This window comes from Streptomyces sp. NBC_00310 (assembly GCF_036208085.1).
In the GTDB taxonomy this organism is placed as follows: domain Bacteria; phylum Actinomycetota; class Actinomycetes; order Streptomycetales; family Streptomycetaceae; genus Streptomyces.
In genome coordinates, this window is the sequence record NZ_CP130714.1 from 6,112,420 (window position 1) to 6,131,513 (window position 19,094).

The 19,094-nt window shown below is 70.6% G+C and carries 12 protein-coding genes; 7 read left to right on the forward strand and 5 right to left on the reverse strand.

What is annotated here, in order from left to right:
• Positions 1-18: 18 nt before the first annotated feature.
• The gene (locus OG202_RS26850; protein ID WP_327728518.1) at positions 19-1,443 is read right to left on the reverse strand and encodes an FG-GAP-like repeat-containing protein; all 1,425 of its coding nucleotides are present in this window, start codon (positions 1,441-1,443) and stop codon (positions 19-21) included.
• Between the two features lie 238 nt (positions 1,444-1,681).
• Positions 1,682-3,157, reverse strand: a complete 1,476-nt coding sequence (locus tag OG202_RS26855) for an FG-GAP and VCBS repeat-containing protein (protein WP_327728517.1) — start codon at positions 3,155-3,157, stop codon at positions 1,682-1,684.
• 405 nt (positions 3,158-3,562) lie between these two features.
• Here OG202_RS26855 and OG202_RS26860 point away from each other — a divergent pair, with 405 nt between their 5' ends.
• Positions 3,563-3,991 carry a DUF6281 family protein gene (locus tag OG202_RS26860; protein WP_326579878.1) on the forward strand — a complete coding sequence of 143 codons (429 nt, stop codon included), beginning with the start codon at positions 3,563-3,565 and terminating at the stop codon, positions 3,989-3,991.
• A gap of 44 nt (positions 3,992-4,035) precedes the next feature.
• Here OG202_RS26860 and OG202_RS26865 read toward each other — a convergent pair whose 3' ends face one another.
• Positions 4,036-6,330 carry a (Fe-S)-binding protein gene (locus OG202_RS26865; RefSeq protein ID WP_328223722.1) on the reverse strand — a complete coding sequence of 765 codons (2,295 nt, stop codon included), beginning with the start codon at positions 6,328-6,330 and terminating at the stop codon, positions 4,036-4,038.
• 257 nt (positions 6,331-6,587) lie between these two features.
• Between OG202_RS26865 and OG202_RS26870 the strand changes: the two genes are divergently transcribed.
• The 5 genes from OG202_RS26870 to OG202_RS26890 all read left to right on the forward strand — a co-directional run bounded on the left by OG202_RS26870 (position 6,588) and on the right by OG202_RS26890 (position 12,490).
• Entirely contained in the window at positions 6,588-7,787 is a 1,200-nt protein-coding gene (locus tag OG202_RS26870) for an MraY family glycosyltransferase (RefSeq protein WP_328223723.1), read from the forward strand.
• A 457-nt stretch (positions 7,788-8,244) separates the two neighbouring features.
• A complete protein-coding gene (dnaK, locus tag OG202_RS26875) occupies positions 8,245-10,104 on the forward strand; it encodes a molecular chaperone DnaK (protein ID WP_328223724.1) in 1,860 nt (619 codons plus the stop codon).
• Complete coding sequence (gene grpE, locus OG202_RS26880) at positions 10,101-10,790, forward strand: nucleotide exchange factor GrpE (RefSeq protein ID WP_326579870.1); 690 nt, start codon at positions 10,101-10,103, stop codon at positions 10,788-10,790. The genes dnaK and grpE overlap by 4 nt, the downstream gene beginning before the upstream one ends.
• Positions 10,791-10,832: 42 nt before the next feature.
• Positions 10,833-12,011, forward strand: coding sequence for a molecular chaperone DnaJ (gene dnaJ / locus OG202_RS26885; RefSeq protein WP_327728514.1), 1,179 nt, complete (start codon positions 10,833-10,835; stop codon positions 12,009-12,011).
• A gap of 5 nt (positions 12,012-12,016) precedes the next feature.
• Positions 12,017-12,490: a heat shock protein transcriptional repressor HspR gene (locus OG202_RS26890; protein WP_326585696.1), complete on the forward strand. Its 474-nt coding sequence runs from the start codon at positions 12,017-12,019 to the stop codon at positions 12,488-12,490.
• Positions 12,491-12,574: 84 nt separating this feature from the next.
• On the opposite strand, the gene OG202_RS26895 is transcribed toward OG202_RS26890, so the two are convergent.
• On the reverse strand, positions 12,575-15,001 hold the full coding sequence (locus OG202_RS26895; protein ID WP_328223725.1) for a PA14 domain-containing protein: 2,427 nt from the start codon (positions 14,999-15,001) through the stop codon (positions 12,575-12,577).
• Positions 15,002-15,198: 197 nt separating this feature from the next.
• Entirely contained in the window at positions 15,199-17,598 is a 2,400-nt protein-coding gene (locus OG202_RS26900) for a pectinesterase family protein (RefSeq protein ID WP_328223726.1), read from the reverse strand.
• 804 nt (positions 17,599-18,402) lie between these two features.
• Between OG202_RS26900 and OG202_RS26905 the strand changes: the two genes are divergently transcribed.
• A complete protein-coding gene (locus OG202_RS26905; protein ID WP_327728511.1) occupies positions 18,403-19,059 on the forward strand; it encodes a Uma2 family endonuclease in 657 nt (218 codons plus the stop codon).
• The last annotated feature ends 35 nt before the right edge of the window (positions 19,060-19,094 follow it).

Consider the following 19,094-nt stretch of genomic DNA (forward strand, 5'->3'; position numbering starts at 1 on the left):
GGAGGACGCAGCTACCAGCTACTGGGCGAGCTGCGCGCCGAAGCTGTACGCCGTCTCCTTGAGCCCGGCGTTCGCCGCCGAGATGCTCTTCGCGCCCTTCGTGGTCAGGCCGGAGGCCGTGCCGCCCAGGACGAAGAGCGCGCCCTTGGCGTCCTCGCCGGGGGCGGCGGTGACCAGTTCGGCCTTGCCGTTCTTGTCGAGGTCGATCAGGCGTACGGCGCCGCCGAAGCCGTCCTGGGTCTCGGCGGTGCCGGGGACGCCCGCGGTGTCCTGGCTGTAGGCCTTGGCACCCTTGGTGGTGAGGCCGGCGGCCGAGCCGTACAGGACGGTGACCGTGCCGGCGTACCGCTTGCCGTTCCAGCCCTCGTTCTGCGCGCCGACCGCGAGGTCGGCGTACGTGTCGCCGTTGATGTCGCCGATGGAGAGCGCGCCGCCGAAGTAGTCGCCCTCCTCGCCCGTGCCGGGGACGCCGGCGGTGTCCTGGCTGACGACCGTCGGGGTCTGGGTGAGGTCGGGGCCGCCCTTGCCGCCGTACCAGATCTCCAGCTGGCCACCCAGGTGACCGGCGCCGCCCTGGTTGGCCGGGTCCTCGGGGTTGGCGAGGACGAGGTCGCCGTAGCCGTCGCCGTTGATGTCGCCCACGACGACGCGCCCGTCGCCCTCGGCCTGCGGCATGTCGACGACGGAGGTCTTCGTGCCGGTGTACGTGTGGTACCTGACCTGGCCGCCGGGGTCGGAGGTCGTCGCGTACGTGTAGACGCGCTCGGCGGCCTTGTCCCCGTTGATGTCGCCCGCGCCGACGTCGAGCGTGGAGCCGACGGTGCCGACGTAGCTCGCGCTCGCCGCGTCGCCGGTGCTCTTCTTGAACGGGCCGTTGTAGAGGCGGGTCTGGGCCTGGCCGGTGACCGTCAGGTCGGGCGAACCGTCGCCGTTGAAGTCGGCTGCCGCGAGGCCCTGGCCGTAGCCGCGCTCCGCGGCGATCTTGGCCGGCTGCGGGAGGGCGGTGCCGCCGGACAGGCCCTTCTTGCCGCCCCACAGGATGGTGACCTGGCCGACGTACGACCGGCCGCCGAGGCCCTCGCCGGTCGCGCCGACGGCAAGGTCCGCGTAGCCGTCCTTGTTGAAGTCGGCGGAGGCGAGGCTGGCGCCGAAGGAGTCCTGGTCCTCGGCCGAACCGGCGACCCCGCTCGTGTTCTGCGTGATCACGCTCCGGTTGGCGGCCGAGACGCCGGACTTCGAGCCGTAGAGCACGACCACCGCGCCGGCCGACGACGCGCTGCCGACATCGGTGCCCGGCGCGCCGACCGCGAGGTCGCGGTAGCCGTCGCCGTTGAAGTCGTCCGCGTACTTGGCGACCGCCGCGCCGGCGGGTGTGGCCAGGGCGAGCGGCGTCAGACCGGAGGCGAGAAGGCCTGCGGCCAGGAGGAAGGAGCGAGTGCGCAAGGGGACTCCAGGAGGGAGAGGGCTCGCACCGAGTGGGGCGGACCCAACTGCCGTCGTAAGGGTGTGCGAGCAGGAGACCGGTGACGGGGCGGGAGGGTTGCTCGGGAGGTCGGTGAATTCTTGGGATTGCCGGGACACGGGACACGGGACACGGTGGACGGGCCCCAGCCGGAGAGGGGCCCGCATCCGGCATGGATGCGGGCCCGACTCGGGATGTGCGTAAGGCTGTCGGCCGTCGTCAGTTGGCCGCGTTCCCGCCGAGGACCGGCTGGCCGGAGGTGGAGACACCGACCGCGGACGGGGCGATGGAGCGCGAGCCGGCCGTGGTGATCTTCGTGCCGTCGGAGGGCAGGTAGACCACGGAGCCGTTGAAGTCGTTCTCGCCGTACGCGCCGACCGTGAGGTCCGCCTTGCCGTCGCCGGTGACGTCGGTGAGCTTTACCTCGGAGCCGAAGAAGTCGTCCGTCTCGTCGGAGCCGGGGACACCGGCCGTGGACTGGGCGAAGTACTGGGTGCCGGAGGAGGTGTTGAGGCCGGCGGCCGAGCCGTAGAGGACCGTCACCGCGCCCGTGTTGACGACGCCGCCGAGGTTCTCGCCGGCCGCTGCCACCACCAGGTCCTGGAAACCGTCGCCGTTGATGTCACCGAGCGACAACTCGTTGCCGAAGAAGTCGCCGCGCTCGGAGGCGCCCGGGACGTTGCCGGTGTTCTGGGTGAGGGAGGTGGCCCCGGCCGGGCCGGAGGCGGAGCCCTTGATGAGGTGGACCTTGCCGCCGGTGGCGGACTCGGGCACGGACGGCTCGCTGCCGTCCTTGGACGGGTCCCACTCCTCGCCGGTCACGATGTCGCCGTAGCCGTCGCCGTTGACGTCGCCGATGCCGGTGATGATGCCGGGCTTCAGCTTCTGCGCGGACGCGGCGCTCAGGCCGGAGGCCGTGCCCGGCACGTAGTAGTTGGCGTTCCAGCCGTACTCGCTGTCCGTCTCGAAACCGTCGACGATCAGGTCGGTCCGCGTGTCGCCGTTCACGTCGCCCGCGGTGAGGTTGAACGGGCCCGTGCCGTCGCCGGAAATGATGGGAGGCTTGACGGTGTAGCGGCCGCCCGTCGTGCCGGACTTGGTGATGCCGCCCTTGAAGACGTGGATCGTGCTCGACGTGGCACCGACCGCGAGGTCCTCCTTGCCGTCGCCGTCGAAGTCACCGGCGGCCAGGGTCTTGCCCCACCTGTCGTGGGAGGAGGGCGCCGGGTCGTTGATCGTCGTGGCGCCGGACAGGCCGCTCGCCGAACCCCACACGATCACGACCGTGCCGCCGTCCGCGTCGCCGGAGACGTCCTCCAGGAGCGCGGAGACGGCGAGGTCGTCGTAGCCGTCGCCGTTGAAGTCGCCGTACGCGCTGACCCAGCCGAAGCCGTCGCCGGTCTCGGCGCTGCCGGGGACACCGGTGGTGTTCTGGCTGATCGTGGTGCGCTTCGTCGAGGTCACACCGCTGGCCGAGCCGTACAGGGCGACGATCTGGCCGGCGCCGGCCTTGCCGCCGACGGTGGCGTTGCCGGCCGCGTACGCGACGTCGCCGTACCCGTCGTTGTTGAAGTCCGCCACGGGGTGGTGGACCGAGTCGGCCGCCGTCGCCGTCGCGGCCGAGAAGGTGAGCAGACCGCCGGTCAGCGCGGCCGCGGAGGCCGTCGCGAGGGCGAGTCGCAGATGCTTGTGCATGCGGGAATCTCCTGCTGCATGCGGGACGCCCGGTACGGACGTCCACAGTCAATGGGGTGCCCTTCCTGTCCGTGTTCGCCCAGGGTTGGCCGGGCGTTCACAGGGAAGTTGGCGAACAGGAGACCGATGGAGGTGGGGGAGGGTTGTACGGGACTCCAGGGAATTCGAAGAATTTTCGGGGCCGGTGGGGCCGGTGGGGTGGGTAGGGCTGGTGGGGTCGGTGGGGCCAGTTGGGCGCGGCACTCGGCGTACGAAGGGATGGGTGCGGTCGGCCGGGAGGCGGCCGAACGTTTCGCTGGGGTCGGGCGTCCAGGTTGCGAGGGGGCCGGCGGCCGAGGGCCGCCGCAGCCCGACCGCCGACGGCCGGACCGCCGACGGCCGGACCGGTGGCAAGGAGACGTGACGATGATCGGTTCCCGTGTGCGGACCGTCCTGGCCGCTCTCGCGCTGACCCCGTTCGCCGCCGGCTGTACGGCGGTGTCGATGGACGGCGGCGGGGAGGGCTCTGCCTCATGCGCGTTCGTGGTGGAGTACGAGGGCCGCCAGTACAACGGCATGGACAGCGGCGCGTTCGAGGTCGGCGCCAAGGTGGGGACGGCGCTCTCGCCGCCCTGCCAGGACACCGGCGGGGACGGCTGGGACGACACCCGCACCGAGGAGCCGACCCGGTACGAGGTCTACGAGATCGAGGGCGTCGATGTCGCGGACGCCTTCTCGGTCCACCCCGACTTCGAGGAGTCGCCGTTCATGATGGTGCGCGACGGGGGCGACCTGCCCGAGGAGGTCATGGAGATCGCCGCGAGACGCGAGACACCCCCGGAGGACTCGCGATGAGCTCCGGGGGTGTCGGTCGTACGCGCAGGTGAGCGGCGGCGGGGCTACTTCACCGGCTGCGGCTCCGGCTCGTTCTCCGTCTCGGCCGTGCCCGCCGGGGGCTCGTCGTCCGGGACCGGGGTCTTGACGGACTCCAGGAGCAGCTGGGCGACGTCGACGACCGTGATGGACTCCTTGGCCTTGCCGTCGTTCTTCTTGCCGTTCACGGAGTCCGTGAGCATGACGAGGCAGAACGGGCAGGCGGTGGAGACGATGTCCGGGTTGAGGGAGAGGGCTTCGTCGACGCGCTCGTTGTTGATGCGCTTGCCGATCCGTTCCTCCATCCACATCCGCGCGCCGCCGGCGCCACAGCAGAAGCCGCGTTCCTTGTGGCGGTGCATCTCCTGCTGGCGCAGGCCCGGGACGGCGGTCATGATCTCGCGCGGGGGCGTGTAGATCTTGTTGTGGCGGCCCAGGTAGCAGGGGTCGTGGTAGGTGATGAGGCCCTCGACCGGGGTCACCGGGATCAGCTTGCCCTCGTCGATGAGGTGCTGGAGCAGCTGGGTGTGGTGGATGACCTCGTAGTCGCCGCCGAGCTGCGGGTACTCGTTGCCGATGGTGTTGAGGCAGTGCGGGCAGGTGGCGACGATCTTCTTGGCCGACTTGGGCTTGCGGGACTCCTCGGTCACCTTGCCGTCGTCGTCCATCTCCTCGCCGAACGCCATGTTCAGTGCCATGACGTTCTCCATGCCGAGCTCCTGGAAGAGGGGCTCGTTGCCGAGGCGGCGGGCGGAGTCGCCGGTGCACTTCTCGTCGCCGCCCATGATGGCGAACTTGACGCCCGCCATGTGGAGCAGCTCCGCGAAGGCCTTGGTGGTCTTCTTCGCGCGGTCCTCCAGGGCGCCGGCGCAGCCGACCCAGTACAGGTACTCGACCTCGGAGAGGTCCTCGATGTCCTTGCCGACGACCGGGACCTCGAAGTCGACCTCCTTGAGCCACTCCAGGCGCTGCTTCTTCGCCAGGCCCCAGGGGTTGCCCTTCTTCTCCAGGTTCTTGAGCATCGTGCCCGCCTCGGACGGGAACGCGGACTCGATCATCACCTGGTAGCGGCGCATGTCGACGATGTGGTCGACGTGCTCGATGTCGACGGGGCACTGCTCGACGCAGGCACCGCAGGTGGTGCAGGACCACAGGACGTCGGGGTCGATGACGCCGTTCTCCTCGACGGTCCCGATCAGCGGCCGCTCGGCCTCGGCGAGGGCGGCGGCGGGCACGTCCTTGAGCTGCTCCTCGGACGCCTTCTCCTCGCCCTCCATGGTCTTGCCGCCACCGGCGAGGAGGTAGGGGGCCTTGGCGTGCGCGTGGTCCCGCAGCGACATGATCAGCAGCTTGGGGGAGAGCGGCTTGCCGGTGTTCCAGGCCGGGCACTGCGACTGACAGCGGCCGCACTCGGTGCAGGTGGAGAAGTCGAGGATGCCCTTCCAGGAGAACTGCTCCACCTGGGAGACACCGAAGACGTCGTCGTCACCGGGGTCGGTGAAGTCGATCGGCTTGCCGCCCGACGTCATGGGCTGCAGACCGCCCAGCGCCGTCGCGCCGTCGGCGTTGCGCTTGAACCAGATGTTCGGGAAGCCGAGGAAGCGGTGCCAGGCGACACCCATGTTGGTGTTCAGCGAGACCGTGATCATCCAGATCAGCGAGGTGCCGATCTTGATCATCGCGACGAAGTACACCAGGTTCTGCAGGGTGGAGGGGTCCAGGTCCTTGAAGGCGAGGACCAGCGGGTACGAGGCGAAGTACCCGGCCTCGTAGTGGTCCACGTGGTGGATGGCGCCCTCGAGGCCGCGCAGCACGTAGATCGCGAGACCGATGGTGAGGATGACGTACTCGACGAAGTACGCCTGCCAGGCCTTGGAGCCCGCGAAACGCGACTTGCGGCCGGCCCGGGAGGGCAGGTTGAGCAGCCGGACGGCGATCAGCACCAGGATGCCGAGGATCGTCATCACACCGATGAACTCGATGTACATCTCGAACGGCAGGAAGCCGCCGATCACCGGCAGCGTCCAGTCCGCCTGGAACAGCTGGCCGTACGCCTGGGCGAGAGTCGGCGGCAGCGTCAGGAAGCCGATCGCGACGAACCAGTGGGCGAAGCCGACGATCCCCCACCGGTTCATCCGGGTGTGCCCGAGGAACTCCCGGGCCAGGGTGATCGAGCGCGCCTTCGGGTCATCCGTACGGCTGCCCGCCGGTACGGGCTGACCGAGCTTCACGAACCGGTAGATCTGCGCCACGGCCCGCGAGATCAGCGCAACGCCGACCACGGTCAGGACCAACGACACGATGATCGCGGCGAGTTGCATTGGGGGCTCCTCGGGCCTGCGAGGGTTTTCCTCCGGGTGCCTGCCGGGGCCCCTCGGAGAGATCATTACTAAGCGGTAACTTATGCAGTCCGTCTGAGACTACCGAGTTCTCCTGCCGCACTGTAGCCAGGGGGGCGGTGATCTGCGTCGCTGAGGGTTGCCTGAGTGCGTCCCTGTCGCATCCCGGACGATCGTGCTATTTCAAAACGATCGTGTTATTCATCAGAAATTGTGACACTCGCGCCTAACTTGGATCCGTGCTGTACGGAATCCTCGCCGCCGCCTCCGCCCTGTTGCTGACCGCCGTGCTCTCGGCGGCCGTCCGCGTGCCCGCGCTGCGGCTGGGGATCGTGGAGCGGCGTCGGGGGCGGCGGGTGCCGTTGCTCGGGGGTGTCGCGGTGATGGGCGGGGTGGGCGCCGTGGCGTGGGTGGGGGAGTGGAGCGGGGTCGCTCCGTTGGGACGTGAGGCCGGATGGCTGATCGTCGTCGGGGCCGGGCTCGGGGTCTTCGGGCTGGTCGGTGATGTGTGGCGGCTTCCGGCGGTGGTGCGGGCGGCGGGGGTGGTCGTCGCCGCCGCGCTGGTCGTGCCGTACCGCGAACTGGGCGTGCCGGCAGGGGTGTTGGGGGTCGTCTGGATCGCTCTCGTGGTGCACGGGTTCAAGGGGATGGGCCGTTCCGACGGGGTGCTCGGGGTGGTCGGGGCCGTCACGGCGTTCGCGTTGAGCGGGTGTGCGGCGGCCGAGGTCATGGATGGTCTGGCGACGCTGTTCAGCGTGGTGGCGGCCGCGCTCACCGGGTTCCTGATGCACAACTGGCCGCCCGCGCGGGTCGTGACCGGCACCAGTGGGGCCCTGTTCGTGGGGTTCCTGCTCGCGGGGGGTGTGCTGCACGTGTACGCCGTCGGGTACGGCGCCGGTGTCGGGGCGCCCTTCGCCCTCACGGCCGTGGCGACCGCCGACGCCGTCCTCGTCCTCGTCTCGCGGAAGCGGGCGGGGCGGGAGCTGTGGCGCGGCGGGCCCGACCATCTCGCCCACCGGCTGCGGCGGATCGGTCTCACGCCGCCGGGGGTGGTGGTCGTGCTGGGGGGTGCCGCGGCGGGCTCCGCCGGGGTGGGTCTCGCCATCCACATGCTGTGGACACAGCCTCGCTCCGCGTGGTGGGTGGCGGGGGCGGCCGGGCTGGTCGTCCTGGGGATGCTCTTCGTGCCGACCAGCCCGCCCCGCCCGGCCGCCTCCGCCCCTGCCCCTCGTTCCGCCACCGGCCCCGCCACCCGCTCGGCTCCCGCCACCGCCGCCGGCCGCCCCCTGCCCACCGCCGCCCGGCCCGCCCCGACCGGCGTCCACCGCGCCCCCACCCGCCCCATCCCGGGAGGCCGCGCCCCCGGCCCCGCGTCCCGGCCGAGCCGCATCCACGAGCAGGAGGCGGCGGAGCTGGGGCGGCGGGGGCGGGTGGGGTAGGGCGCGGTAACCCCGGCGCCCCGCCTCGGGCCGTCCCGCCTCGGACCGTCCCGCCTCGGGCCGTCCCGCCTCGGGCCGTCCGGCCTCGGGCCGTCCCGCCCCGTCCCGCCCCGGACTGTCCGGCCTCGGGCCGTCCCGCCCCGTCCCGCCCCGGACCGTCCCGGACCGTCCCGTCCCGTCCCGCCTCGGACCGCCCCGCCCCGTCCCGTCCCGCTCCGGACCGCCCCGTCCCGCCCCGGGCCGTCCCGCCCCGTCCCGCCCCGGACCGGCTCCGGCCAGCCCCACGATTTCGACGCCGCACAGAGGGCCGGGCAGTAGTATTTTCGCAGGTCAGGCCCGCCTTGCGTATAAGGAAAACATAAGAGTTGAGCCCCCTCGACTCAGCTCTGTTGACCCATCGGTGGGCGTCATGCACACTTGAGTCCGTTCCACTCAAGTCATTGCTGGAGGAATTGAAATGGCACGTGCGGTCGGCATCGACCTGGGCACGACTAACTCCGTCGTCAGCGTTCTTGAAGGCGGCGAGCCCACCGTCATCACCAACGCAGAGGGCGCCAGGACCACGCCGTCCGTCGTCGCCTTCGCCAAGAACGGTGAGGTGCTCGTCGGCGAGGTCGCCAAGCGCCAGGCGGTCACGAACGTGGACCGGACGATCCGGTCCGTCAAGCGGCACATGGGCACGGACTGGAAGATCGAGCTCGACGGGAAGCACTTCAACCCGCAGCAGATGAGCGCCTTCATCCTGCAGAAGCTGAAGCGCGACGCCGAGGCGTACCTGGGCGAGAAGGTCGCGGACGCGGTCATCACCGTCCCGGCCTACTTCAACGACTCCGAGCGTCAGGCGACGAAGGAGGCCGGTGAGATCGCGGGTCTGAACGTCCTGCGCATCGTCAACGAGCCCACCGCCGCCGCCCTCGCCTACGGCCTCGACAAGGACGACCAGACGATCCTCGTCTTCGACCTCGGTGGCGGCACCTTTGACGTGTCGCTCCTGGAGATCGGTGACGGCGTCGTCGAGGTGAAGGCCACCAACGGCGACAACCACCTCGGTGGTGACGACTGGGACCAGCGTGTCGTCGACTACCTGGTGCAGCAGTTCCGCGCCGGCCACGGTGTGGACCTCGCCAAGGACAAGATGGCGCTGCAGCGTCTGCGTGAGGCCGCCGAGAAGGCCAAGATCGAGCTGTCCTCGTCCACCGAGACCTCGATCAACCTGCCCTACATCACCGCCTCCGCCGAGGGCCCGCTGCACCTGGACGAGAAGCTCACCCGGGCTCAGTTCCAGCAGCTGACGGCCGACCTGCTGGAGCGCTGCAAGACCCCGTTCCACAACGTCATCAAGGACGCTGGGATCGCCCTCTCCGAGATCGACCACGTCGTTCTCGTCGGTGGCTCCACCCGTATGCCCGCCGTCGCCGAGCTCGTCCGCGAGCTGACCGGCGGCAAGGACGCCAACAAGGGCGTCAACCCGGACGAGGTCGTCGCCATCGGCGCCGCCCTCCAGGCCGGTGTCCTCAAGGGTGAGGTCAAGGACGTCCTGCTCCTCGACGTGACCCCGCTGTCCCTGGGTATCGAGACCAAGGGCGGCATCATGACCAAGCTCATCGAGCGGAACACGACGATCCCGACCAAGCGGTCCGAGATCTTCACCACCGCCGAGGACAACCAGCCGTCCGTGCAGATCCAGGTCTACCAGGGCGAGCGCGAGATCGCGGCGTACAACAAGAAGCTCGGGATGTTCGAGCTGACCGGTCTGCCGCCGGCCCCGCGCGGTGTCCCGCAGATCGAGGTCGCCTTCGACATCGACGCCAACGGCATCATGCACGTGACCGCGAAGGACCTCGGCACGGGCAAGGAACAGAAGATGACCGTCACCGGCGGCTCCTCGCTGCCGAAGGACGAGGTCGACCGGATGCGCCAGGAGGCCGAGAAGTACGCGGAGGAGGACCACGCCCGCCGCGAGGCCGCCGAGAGCCGCAACCAGGGCGAGCAGCTCGTCTACCAGACCGAGAAGTTCCTCAAGGACAACGAGGACAAGGTCCCGGGCGACATCAAGACCGAGGTCGAGGCCTCCGTCGAGGAGCTCAAGGCCGCGCTCAAGGGCGAGGACACCGCCGAGATCCGCACGGCCACCGAGAAGGTCGCCGCCGTCTCGCAGAAGCTCGGCCAGGCCCTGTACGCGGACGCCCAGGCCGCGCAGGCCGCGGGCGGCGAGGCCGGCGCCGGCGCCGGCGCCGGTGAAGCCAAGGCCGACGACGACGTCGTCGACGCCGAGATCGTCGACGAGGACCGTGAGCGCAAGGACGGTGCCGCGTGACGGAGGAGACCCCGGGCTTCGACGAGCAGCAGCCGCAAGGTCAGCCGCAGCAGCCCGACGTCCCCTCCGGCTCTGACGACGCCGAGCCGAAGGCCGCCCCCCAGGAGGGGGCGGCCCCGGCCGGGGACGCGGCAGCGACGGCCCAGGTGGCCGGTCTGACGGCGCAGCTGGACCAGGTGCGTACGGCGCTCGGTGAGCGCACGGCGGACCTCCAGCGCCTCCAGGCCGAGTACCAGAACTACCGTCGCCGGGTGGAGCGCGACCGGATCACGGTCAAGGAGATCGCCATCGCGAACCTCCTGACCGAACTCCTGCCGGTGCTCGACGACATCGGCCGCGCGCGGGAGCACGGCGAACTCGTCGGCGGATTCAAGTCCGTCGCGGAGTCGCTGGAAACCGTCGCGGCGAAGATGGGCCTTCAGCAGTTCGGCAAGGAGGGCGAGCCCTTCGACCCGACGATCCACGAGGCCCTGATGCACAGTTACGCGCCCGACGTCACCGAGACGACGTGCGTGGCGATTCTCCAGCCGGGGTATCGCATCGGCGAGCGCACCATCCGCCCCGCGCGGGTGGCCGTGGCCGAGCCCCAGCCGGGGGCGCAGCCCGCCAAGGCGGACTCCGCGGAGACCGCGGAAGGCGCCTCCGGTGCCGACGACAAGGAGAGCGGTGGCCCGGACGAGGGCTGACGCCGACGGCGTGCAGGGTGAGTGGAAGGAGGGACGTCGCGGATGAGTACCAAGGACTTCATCGAGAAGGACTACTACAAGGTCCTCGGCGTCCCCAAGGACGCCACCGAGGCCGAGATCAAGAAGGCGTACCGCAAGCTCGCCCGCGAGTTCCACCCGGACGCCAACAAGGGGAACGCCAAGGCCGAGGAGCGCTTCAAGGAGATCTCCGAGGCGAACGACATCCTCGGTGACCCCAAGAAGCGCAAGGAGTACGACGAGGCCCGCACCCTCTTCGGCAACGGCGGCTTCCGCCCGGGGCCCGGCGCCGGCGGCGGCTCGTTCAACTTCGATTTGGGCGACCTCTTCGGAGGCGGCGCCCAGGGCGGCCAGGGGGCGGGCGGCTTCGGCGGGGGCATCGGCGATGTCTTCGGGGGCCTGTTCAACCGCGGCAGCTCCGGCACCACGCGGGTGCAGCCCCGGCGCGGCCAGGACATCGAGTCCGAGGTCACGCTGAGCTTCACCGAGGCCATCGAGGGCGCGACCGTACCGCTGAGGATGTCCTCGCAGTCGCCCTGCAAGGTCTGTTCGGGCACCGGCGACGCCAACGGCACCCCCCGGGTGTGCCCGACGTGTGTCGGCACCGGCCAGGTCGCGCGGGGCTCCGGCGGCGGCTTCTCCCTGACGGACCCCTGCCCGGACTGCAAGGGCCGGGGCCTGATCGCCGAGCACCCCTGCGACATCTGCAAGGGCTCGGGCCGTGCCAAGTCGTCCCGCACCATGCAGGTCAGGATCCCGGCGGGCGTCCTGGACGGCCAGCGGATCCGACTGCGCGGCAAGGGCGCCCCCGGCGAACGGGGCGGACCGGCAGGCGACCTGTACGTCGTCGTGCACGTCGACCCGCACCCGGTGTTCGGCCGCAAGGACGACAACCTCACGGTGACCGTGCCGGTGACGTATCCCGAGGCGGCACTCGGCGGCGAGGTCCGGGTCCCGACCCTGGGCGGACCGCCGGTCACCCTGAAACTGCCTCCCGGCACCCCCAACGGCCGTACGATGCGAGCCCGGGGCAAGGGCGCCTTCCGTAAGGACGGCACCCGAGGGGACCTGCTGATCACCGTCGAGGTGAGTGTTCCGAAGGACCTGTCGGGGAAGGCTCGTGACGCCCTGGAGGCGTATCGCGAGGCGACCGCGGGCGAGGACCCGCGAGCGGAGCTGTTCCAGGCCGCGAAGGGAGCATGAATGTGATGGACGGCCGCCGACGGCAGAACGCATTTGGCAACAGGGCCTATGAGCTGACGGAAGAGACACCGGTGTACGTCATCTCGGTGGCCGCCCAGCTCTCCGGCCTGCATCCGCAGACCCTGCGCCAGTACGACCGTCTCGGCCTGGTCTCCCCGGACCGCACCGCCGGGCGCGGCCGCCGTTACTCGGCCCGCGACATCGAACTGCTGCGCACCGTCCAGCAGTTGTCGCAGAACGAGGGCATCAACCTGGCCGGCATCAAGCGCATCATCGAGCTGGAGAACCAGGTCGCCGCGCTCCAGGCGCGGGTGGTCGAGATGGAAGCCGCCCTCGACGGCGCCGCCGCGACCATGCGCCAGCGCGAGGCCGCGGTCCACGCCTCCTATCGCCGCGACCTGGTGCCGTACCAGGAGGTGCAGCAGAGCAGCGCGTTGGTGGTGTGGCGGCCGAAGGGGCGGCAGCCGTCGTCGGACTGATGCCGACATCACGCACCTGCGCGAAAGGGGCCCGGTGGTTCGTCTCCGAACCACCGGGCCCCTTTCGTGTGTGAGGCGGAGGGCTCAGAACCAGGACTCCCAGATGCCGTACGCCCGCGACGTGACCGCGGCCTCGGCGCCGGTGGAGTCCAGGCGGACGACGCGGTAGTAGTACAGGCCGCGTTCGTCCTCGTGGACCGTGGTGTCCATGGAGAACGTGGCGTCGCCCGCCGTCCCCTCGGTCAGGGTGACGTAGGCGGCCGAGACCGGGTCCCAGCGCTCGACGCGGTAGCCCGTGAACCGGGCACAGTCGCCGAGGCCGGAGCTCGCGGAGCAGCCGACGTAGAGGTTCGGGTAGCTGTCGTCGATGATCTCGGTGCCCGTCCAGCCGGGCGGACGGGTGTCGGGCAGGGTGACGGAGACGTCGGCCGTGTGGAAGAACTCCGGGCCCTCGTCGTAGAGGGCGTCGGTGGCGGCCACCCGGTAGACGTGGGTCGCGCCGTCGGGAACGGTCGGGCAGAGGATCTCGGTCTCGGCGAGCGAATCGCCCTTCCAGCAGTTCCGCTTCCAGACGGTTTCGCCGGTGTCCGGGTCGGTGACGCCCTGCCACACGTAGTACGTGAGGACGTCGTCGTCGGTGGGCGGCGTCCAGGACAGGCGCACGCCGAGCGGGATCTGTTCGGCGGTCAGGTTCTGGACCGGGTCCGGGCGCTTGGTGTCCGGGGTGGTCTCGGTGGCCGCCGGGCCGGGCCGCGAGGCATGCCCGTGGGGATCGACGGTCACGACCCGGTACTCGTACCTCGTCTCGGAGGCGCCGGAGACGTCGTGGCAGCTGCCGCGCAGCACCTGGCGGCCGGCGTACGACGGGGCGTCGTCGCCCGCCCACCACCAGTCCACGGTGGGATCCGTCAGCGGCCCGTCGGAAGAGCTGCCCGGCTTGCACCTGTCCACGACGACGGTCTCGCCGGTCGCCGGGTCGGTCCGCTCGATCCGGTACGTGAGCAGCGGGGCGGTGTCGTGGGTCCACGGGTCGGCGCTCGCCCAGGAGACGTACACGCCCTCACCGGAGCGGGTCGCCGTGGTCTCGTACGGCGCGATCGCCTCCGGCCGGTCCGCCATCCTCAGGGTGACCTCCACCGGCGCGGAGGCGTTGCCCTTCGTGTCCTGGGTGCGCACCGCGTACCGGTAGGAGTCGGCGGCGGCGAGCAGCTGGCGCGGCACGACGTCGGTCTGCGTGGTGGTGCCGGCGGCGCCGGGCAGCGCGTCGAGCCAGCCGCCGGTCGCCGGGTCGTACTGCAGGAGCTCGTACCTCGCGGCCCCGTCGACGGCCGACCACACCAGGTGCGGGACGCCCGAGCGGTAGTCCAGCCGGGCGTCGGCGGCGGTCGCCGGCGGGGTCATGTCGAACGTGGTGAACGTGGTGGCCGCCGAGTACACGGACCAGTTCCCGGCGGCGTCCCGGGCGCGGCCCCGGTAGGTGACCTTGCTGCCGTCGGCGGGGTGGCCGGTGTCGCAGGCCGCGCCCTTGGCGCCGGTGTGCACGGTCTTCCAGGTGCCGGAGTCCAGTCGCTGTAGCTCGTACCACGCGATGTCGGCGGCGTTCGCGGCGGTGGTGACCAGCTCCGGCGCGGAGTAGGGCTGGTCGTCCGGGCACACGTCCATCTCCAGGAACGGTGCGGCGGGCGGGGTCCTGTCCACGGTGGTGACGCTCTGGTCCGCCGACCCTGTGGAGGTGTTGCCGGCCTTGTCGTAGGCGCGGACCTCGTAGGCGTACGTCCCTCCGGTCGGCGGCGGGGTGTCGGTGTACGAGGTGGTGGCGGACGCGACCGTGGAGAGGGCCTTGGCCCCGAAGGAGTCGCTCTTCAGCCGCCGGTAGACCCGGTAGCCCGCGAGGTCCATCTCCTTGTTGGCGGACCAGGTCAGCTTGGCCTTGCCCGTCGCGCTGTCGTACGTCGCCTCCGCGGCGGCCGGGGCGAGCGGCTTGGTCTTGTCGACCGTGGCCGAGGCCCGGGGGGCGTAGGCGAACTCGACCTTGGCGGATCCGGTCCAGTTGACGTAGTCGACGCGGAGGGTGTGCTTGCCGGAGGGGATGGTGACGTTGACGGTCTTGGAGACGGTCGACGTGCCGTTCTTCCAGAGGCTGATCTTGCGGGCGTCGGTCGTGCCCGGGTCCAGATGGACGCGGATGCCGTCCAGGCCGGAGACGGAGAGCGTGAAGGGGCCGCCGGAGCCGAAGTCGCGGGTGACGGTCCAGCGGACGCCGAAGTTGTTGGACGGCAGGCCGGTGGCGGGCGCGCCGGTGCCCCAGTTCTGGTCGACGGCGCTGTCGCAGTCCGTCTTCTTCGGCGTACCGGAGAAGGAGGTGTTCGCGAAGAACTGCCGCTTGAAGACGGGCGAGGCGCACGTCACGGCGGCGGACGCGGGTGCGGCGGTCGCGGCGAGCAGACCGCCGGCGGTCGCGAGCACGACGACGGCCGCGGTGGCGGCCGTCGTACGTCTGGGTGGGGTCACTGAGGTCCTCGGAGGTCCTGGGCCGCTGATGCCTGGGCCCGGGCTGGTGTCTGTGCCGGGCCGATGTCTGTGCCCGAGCTGGTGTCTGTGCCGGGCTGATGCCTGTGCCCGGGCTGGTGCCTGTGTCTGATCGTCGGCGGCCGGGGACGTGTGCCGCCGACGATCAGACCGTCGGGGTGGGGGTTTGGTTGTACGGGTCAGTCCATGACCGGTGCCCAGTCCCCCAGGTAGTCGGCCTTCTCGTACGAGGCGGCCTCCTCGGCGGTGAGCTGCGGGCGGTCCGCCGTGGCCGAGGCGACCGAACCCGCCCCCGTGTTGGCGTACTCGCGGAAGAAGGAGTCCTTCCAGGGGTACGTCGTGGAGCCGGAGGTCCAGTCCTGGTACGGCGCGGCCTTGATCGCCGCCGGGAGGGACGAGTCACGGATCACCAGGCTGCCCTTCGCGCCGCCGAAGGCGGTGACCCAGGGACGGCCGAGGTGGAACGTGCCGGCGGGGGCGTCGCTGGTCAGCGTCGAGTCGGTGATCAGGAAGCCGTAGGTGGTGGAGGCGTCCGTCGACGGGGCGGCCACATAGCCGTTGTTGCTGTTCGAGCCCCGGCTGAGGAGCTTGAGGGTGGAGGTGTCGAAGACGGCGGTGGCGTAGCCGCAGACGAAGTCGACGTCACCCTCGACGTAGGAGTCGGTGAAGTAGACCCGGTTGGGGGTCGTGGTCGTCGTCGACTTCAGGAAGAGCGTGTCCTGGTTTCCGAGGAAGCGGACGTTGTCGAAGACGAGCCGGTCGGCCTGGGTGAGCAGCGCGACGGCCTGCTCGCTCGCGTAGCTGTGGGCCGCCTCGTCGAAGGAGTTCTCGACGGTGAGGTTGCGGGCCAGGAAGTCCGAGCCCTTCACGTACATGGTCCGGCTGTTCTGCGTGCCCAGCGTGCCGGTGCCGTCGGCGGTCGGGGTGCCGGCGGCGTTGTCGTACGTGATGACGGTCTGGGACGGGTCGTCGCCGGCCCCGACGAGCCGGACGTACTTGTTGGTGACCTGGACCAGTTCCCTGTACGTCCCCGGGTTCACCTGGATGACCTTCGGGTCGGCGGCCGTGCCCGCGCCGAGCGCGTCCAGTGCCGCCTGCACGCTCGTGTGGTCCCCGTCGCCGTCCGCGTCCACGACCGCGTCGGCGCCCGGGACGGGGGCGACCTTGTGCGGCCGGGTCGCTGACGCGGGGGCCGAGTCGGCGGAGACGTTGCCCGCCTCGTCGACGGCACGGAGGAGGTAGGCGGACTCGGTGCCGGGGGTGGCGGAGGTGTCGAGGTGGCCGGTGGTGGCGCCGCCGGTGGCGGAGTCGAGGTAGGCGAAGGTGGTGGCGCCGGGGCGCCTGACGAATATCTGGTAGGCCGTGGCGTCGTCCGCGTTGGCCGTCCAGGTCAGCAGGTTGCCGTCGGCGGTGCCCTCGGCTGCCAGGCCGGTGGGCGCGGCCGGGGCGGTGCGGTCGGCGCGGGTGGAGACGACGGGGGCGGTGCGCTCGCTGACGTTGCCTGCGGTGTCGACGGACGCGATCGCGTAGTGGTACGTCGACTTCTCGGCGGCGGTGTCGTCGTAGAAGGAGGTCCCGAGGGAGGAACCGATCTTGGCGTAGGTCCCGTCGGCGGCCGTCGCCCGGTAGACGAGGTGGCTCTCGGCTTCGCCGTCGCCCTTCCAGGTCAGCCTGTTGCCGTCGGTGGCGTCGGCGACGGCGAGGTCGTACGGCAGGGCGGGGGCGGTCTCGTCGACGGTGGTGACGGGCTTGGCGGCCGAGCCGGTGGAGGTGTTGCCGGCCTTGTCGTGGGCGCGGAGCTGGTACTCGTACGTGTCGCCGGTCTTGGGGAGGGTGGTGTCGGTGTACGAGGGGGAGGTGGCGCTGGCCGTGGTCGTGGCGAGCGGGGTGGTCCCGAACTCGCCGCCCTGCGGCCGCCGGTAGACGCGGTAACCGGCGAGGTCCATCTCCTTGTTGGCCGGCCAGGTGAGCTTGGCGTGACCACTGCTCTCGTCGTACGACACCTTCGGGCTCGCGGGCGTCAGGGGGGCGGTCTTGTCGACGGTCGCGGGGGTGCGGGGGGCGTAGGCGAAGGAGACGTTCGCCGCGCCGGTCCAGTTGACGTAGTCGACGCGGAGGGTGTGCTGGCCGGACGGGATGGTGAGGGCGACGGTCTTCCGCCGGGTGGAGGACACGTTCTTCCAGATGCTCACCTCGCGTTCGCCGTCCACGTAGACGCGGATGCCGTCGCGGGCGGTGACGGTGAGGGTGAAGGGGCCGCCGGAACCGAAGTCCCGGGTGAGGGTCCAGCGGACGCCGAAGTTGTTCGCCGGCAGCGACTTGGCCGGCGCCGACGTCCCCCAGTTCTCGCTGATCCTCGCGTCGCAGTCCGTCTTCTTCGGCGTACCGGAGAAGGTGGTGTTCGCGTACAACTGCCGCTTGAACGTGGGGGAGTTGCAGGTCACGGCCGCTTCGGCGGTCAGGGCGTAGACGGTGCCGGTGGTGGCGGCGATCGCTGTGGCGACGGCGGTGGTGCGCAGACGACCACGGCCGCGACGGCGACGGTGTCGCACCGGCCGGGGAGAGGAACCCTCGGTCATCAGTGGCAACCCTTTCGGCCCATGGAGACAGGACGAACGACGAACGACGAACGACGTCGGCATGGGGATGTGAGAGATGAGGTGCAACAGCGCAGGTGGGGCTGCTGAGGGAGCTGTGTGCGTGCGGGGAGGATAAGGGATGAGGCTGTTGGGTGGGAACCAGGGGCCCGGATGGTGAGAAGGGAGCGGGGCGCGGGCGTGACCGGCCGGGAGCCGGGAAGCGCGACGGCCCGCTACCGTCCGGCGGTGGCTATGTAGGGGCAGTTGCCTTGGGGGCCGTCGCTGAACGTCGACTTCTGGCAGGTGTGTTCAGGCATTCGGACCTCCTCAGAGGGTTGCAGCACGTGCTGGATGAGAGTCGGCGAGTCCTTCACGGAGTGCGCGTCCGCGGCCGACGAGGCGTCGACGGGGGGAGAGGGCGTACGAGGCGTACGTGGTGAGGCCGTCGAACAGCGCCGCGTATGGGGCGTGGCTGTCGCGGTCGCTCAAGTACTGGAATCCGGAGGGGTATTCGAGCGCCACGATGCCTGGTGCGGTCGGCGAACGGGGGTGCCGCCTGCTGGGGGCGGGGGGCCGGCCCTGGTGGGCGAGGTGGCGGACGGGTGGGGGCGCGGAGGGGCGGGCGGGCGGTTCGCGAAGGGGGGTGTGGTTCGAGTCGGGGCTTGCCGGGAGAGTCGTTCCTGCGTCACCAGTTTGAGTGAACTGAGGACGTTTCCGCAGGTGAGCCCGTATGGGCGCCTAGCGTGACGATGTTGCTTGTGCCCTGGGCACGCCAAGCCCACACTTGAGAGGAGGTTCCACACCATGACCGCGCTCATGCACGAGAGGCCGGAGGCCATGCCTGAGATCAGGACCGAGTCCGCGCCCGTCTCGTCCCTTTCCGAGCTGGACGAGGTCGTGTGGCAGGCATGGAAGGCCATCGAACTCCCCGAGGGCTACCACGCCGAGATCATCGAGGGAGCCATCGAGTTGTCGCCCACTGGACGTCACTCGCACAGCCAGACCGCCAACCTCTTCCGGGACGACCTGGCCGACCATCTGAGAGGCGGGGACTTCGCCGCGAGACAGGACGGGAACATCATCCACGAAGGCCGCGCATGGGTGCCTGATGTGTTCGTCGTGCCCAGGGACATCGAGCGGTTCGTGACAGCTGACGGCCTCGGTATCGTCGCGTCGGCTGTTCGGCTTATTGCCGAGGTCGTCTCGCCCGGCAAGCGCAATCAAGACCGCGACCGCCTGAAGAAGCGCCGCGAGTACGCCCGTGCGGGCATTCCGGTGTACGTCATCATCGACGACTACGACGGTGGGGGTGCCGTCACGCTCTTCACCAAGCCCCGCCTCGACGAGGCCGACTGGGAGGACATCCACCGCGTGCCCTACGGCACCGAGGTCGTCATCCCCGAAGGGCCCGCCAAGGGCTTCGTCATCGGTGAGGCGGTCACGGGGCCGAAGCGGGGCTGAAGCGAGGCTGAAGCGGAGTCGAGGCGCGCGGGCCG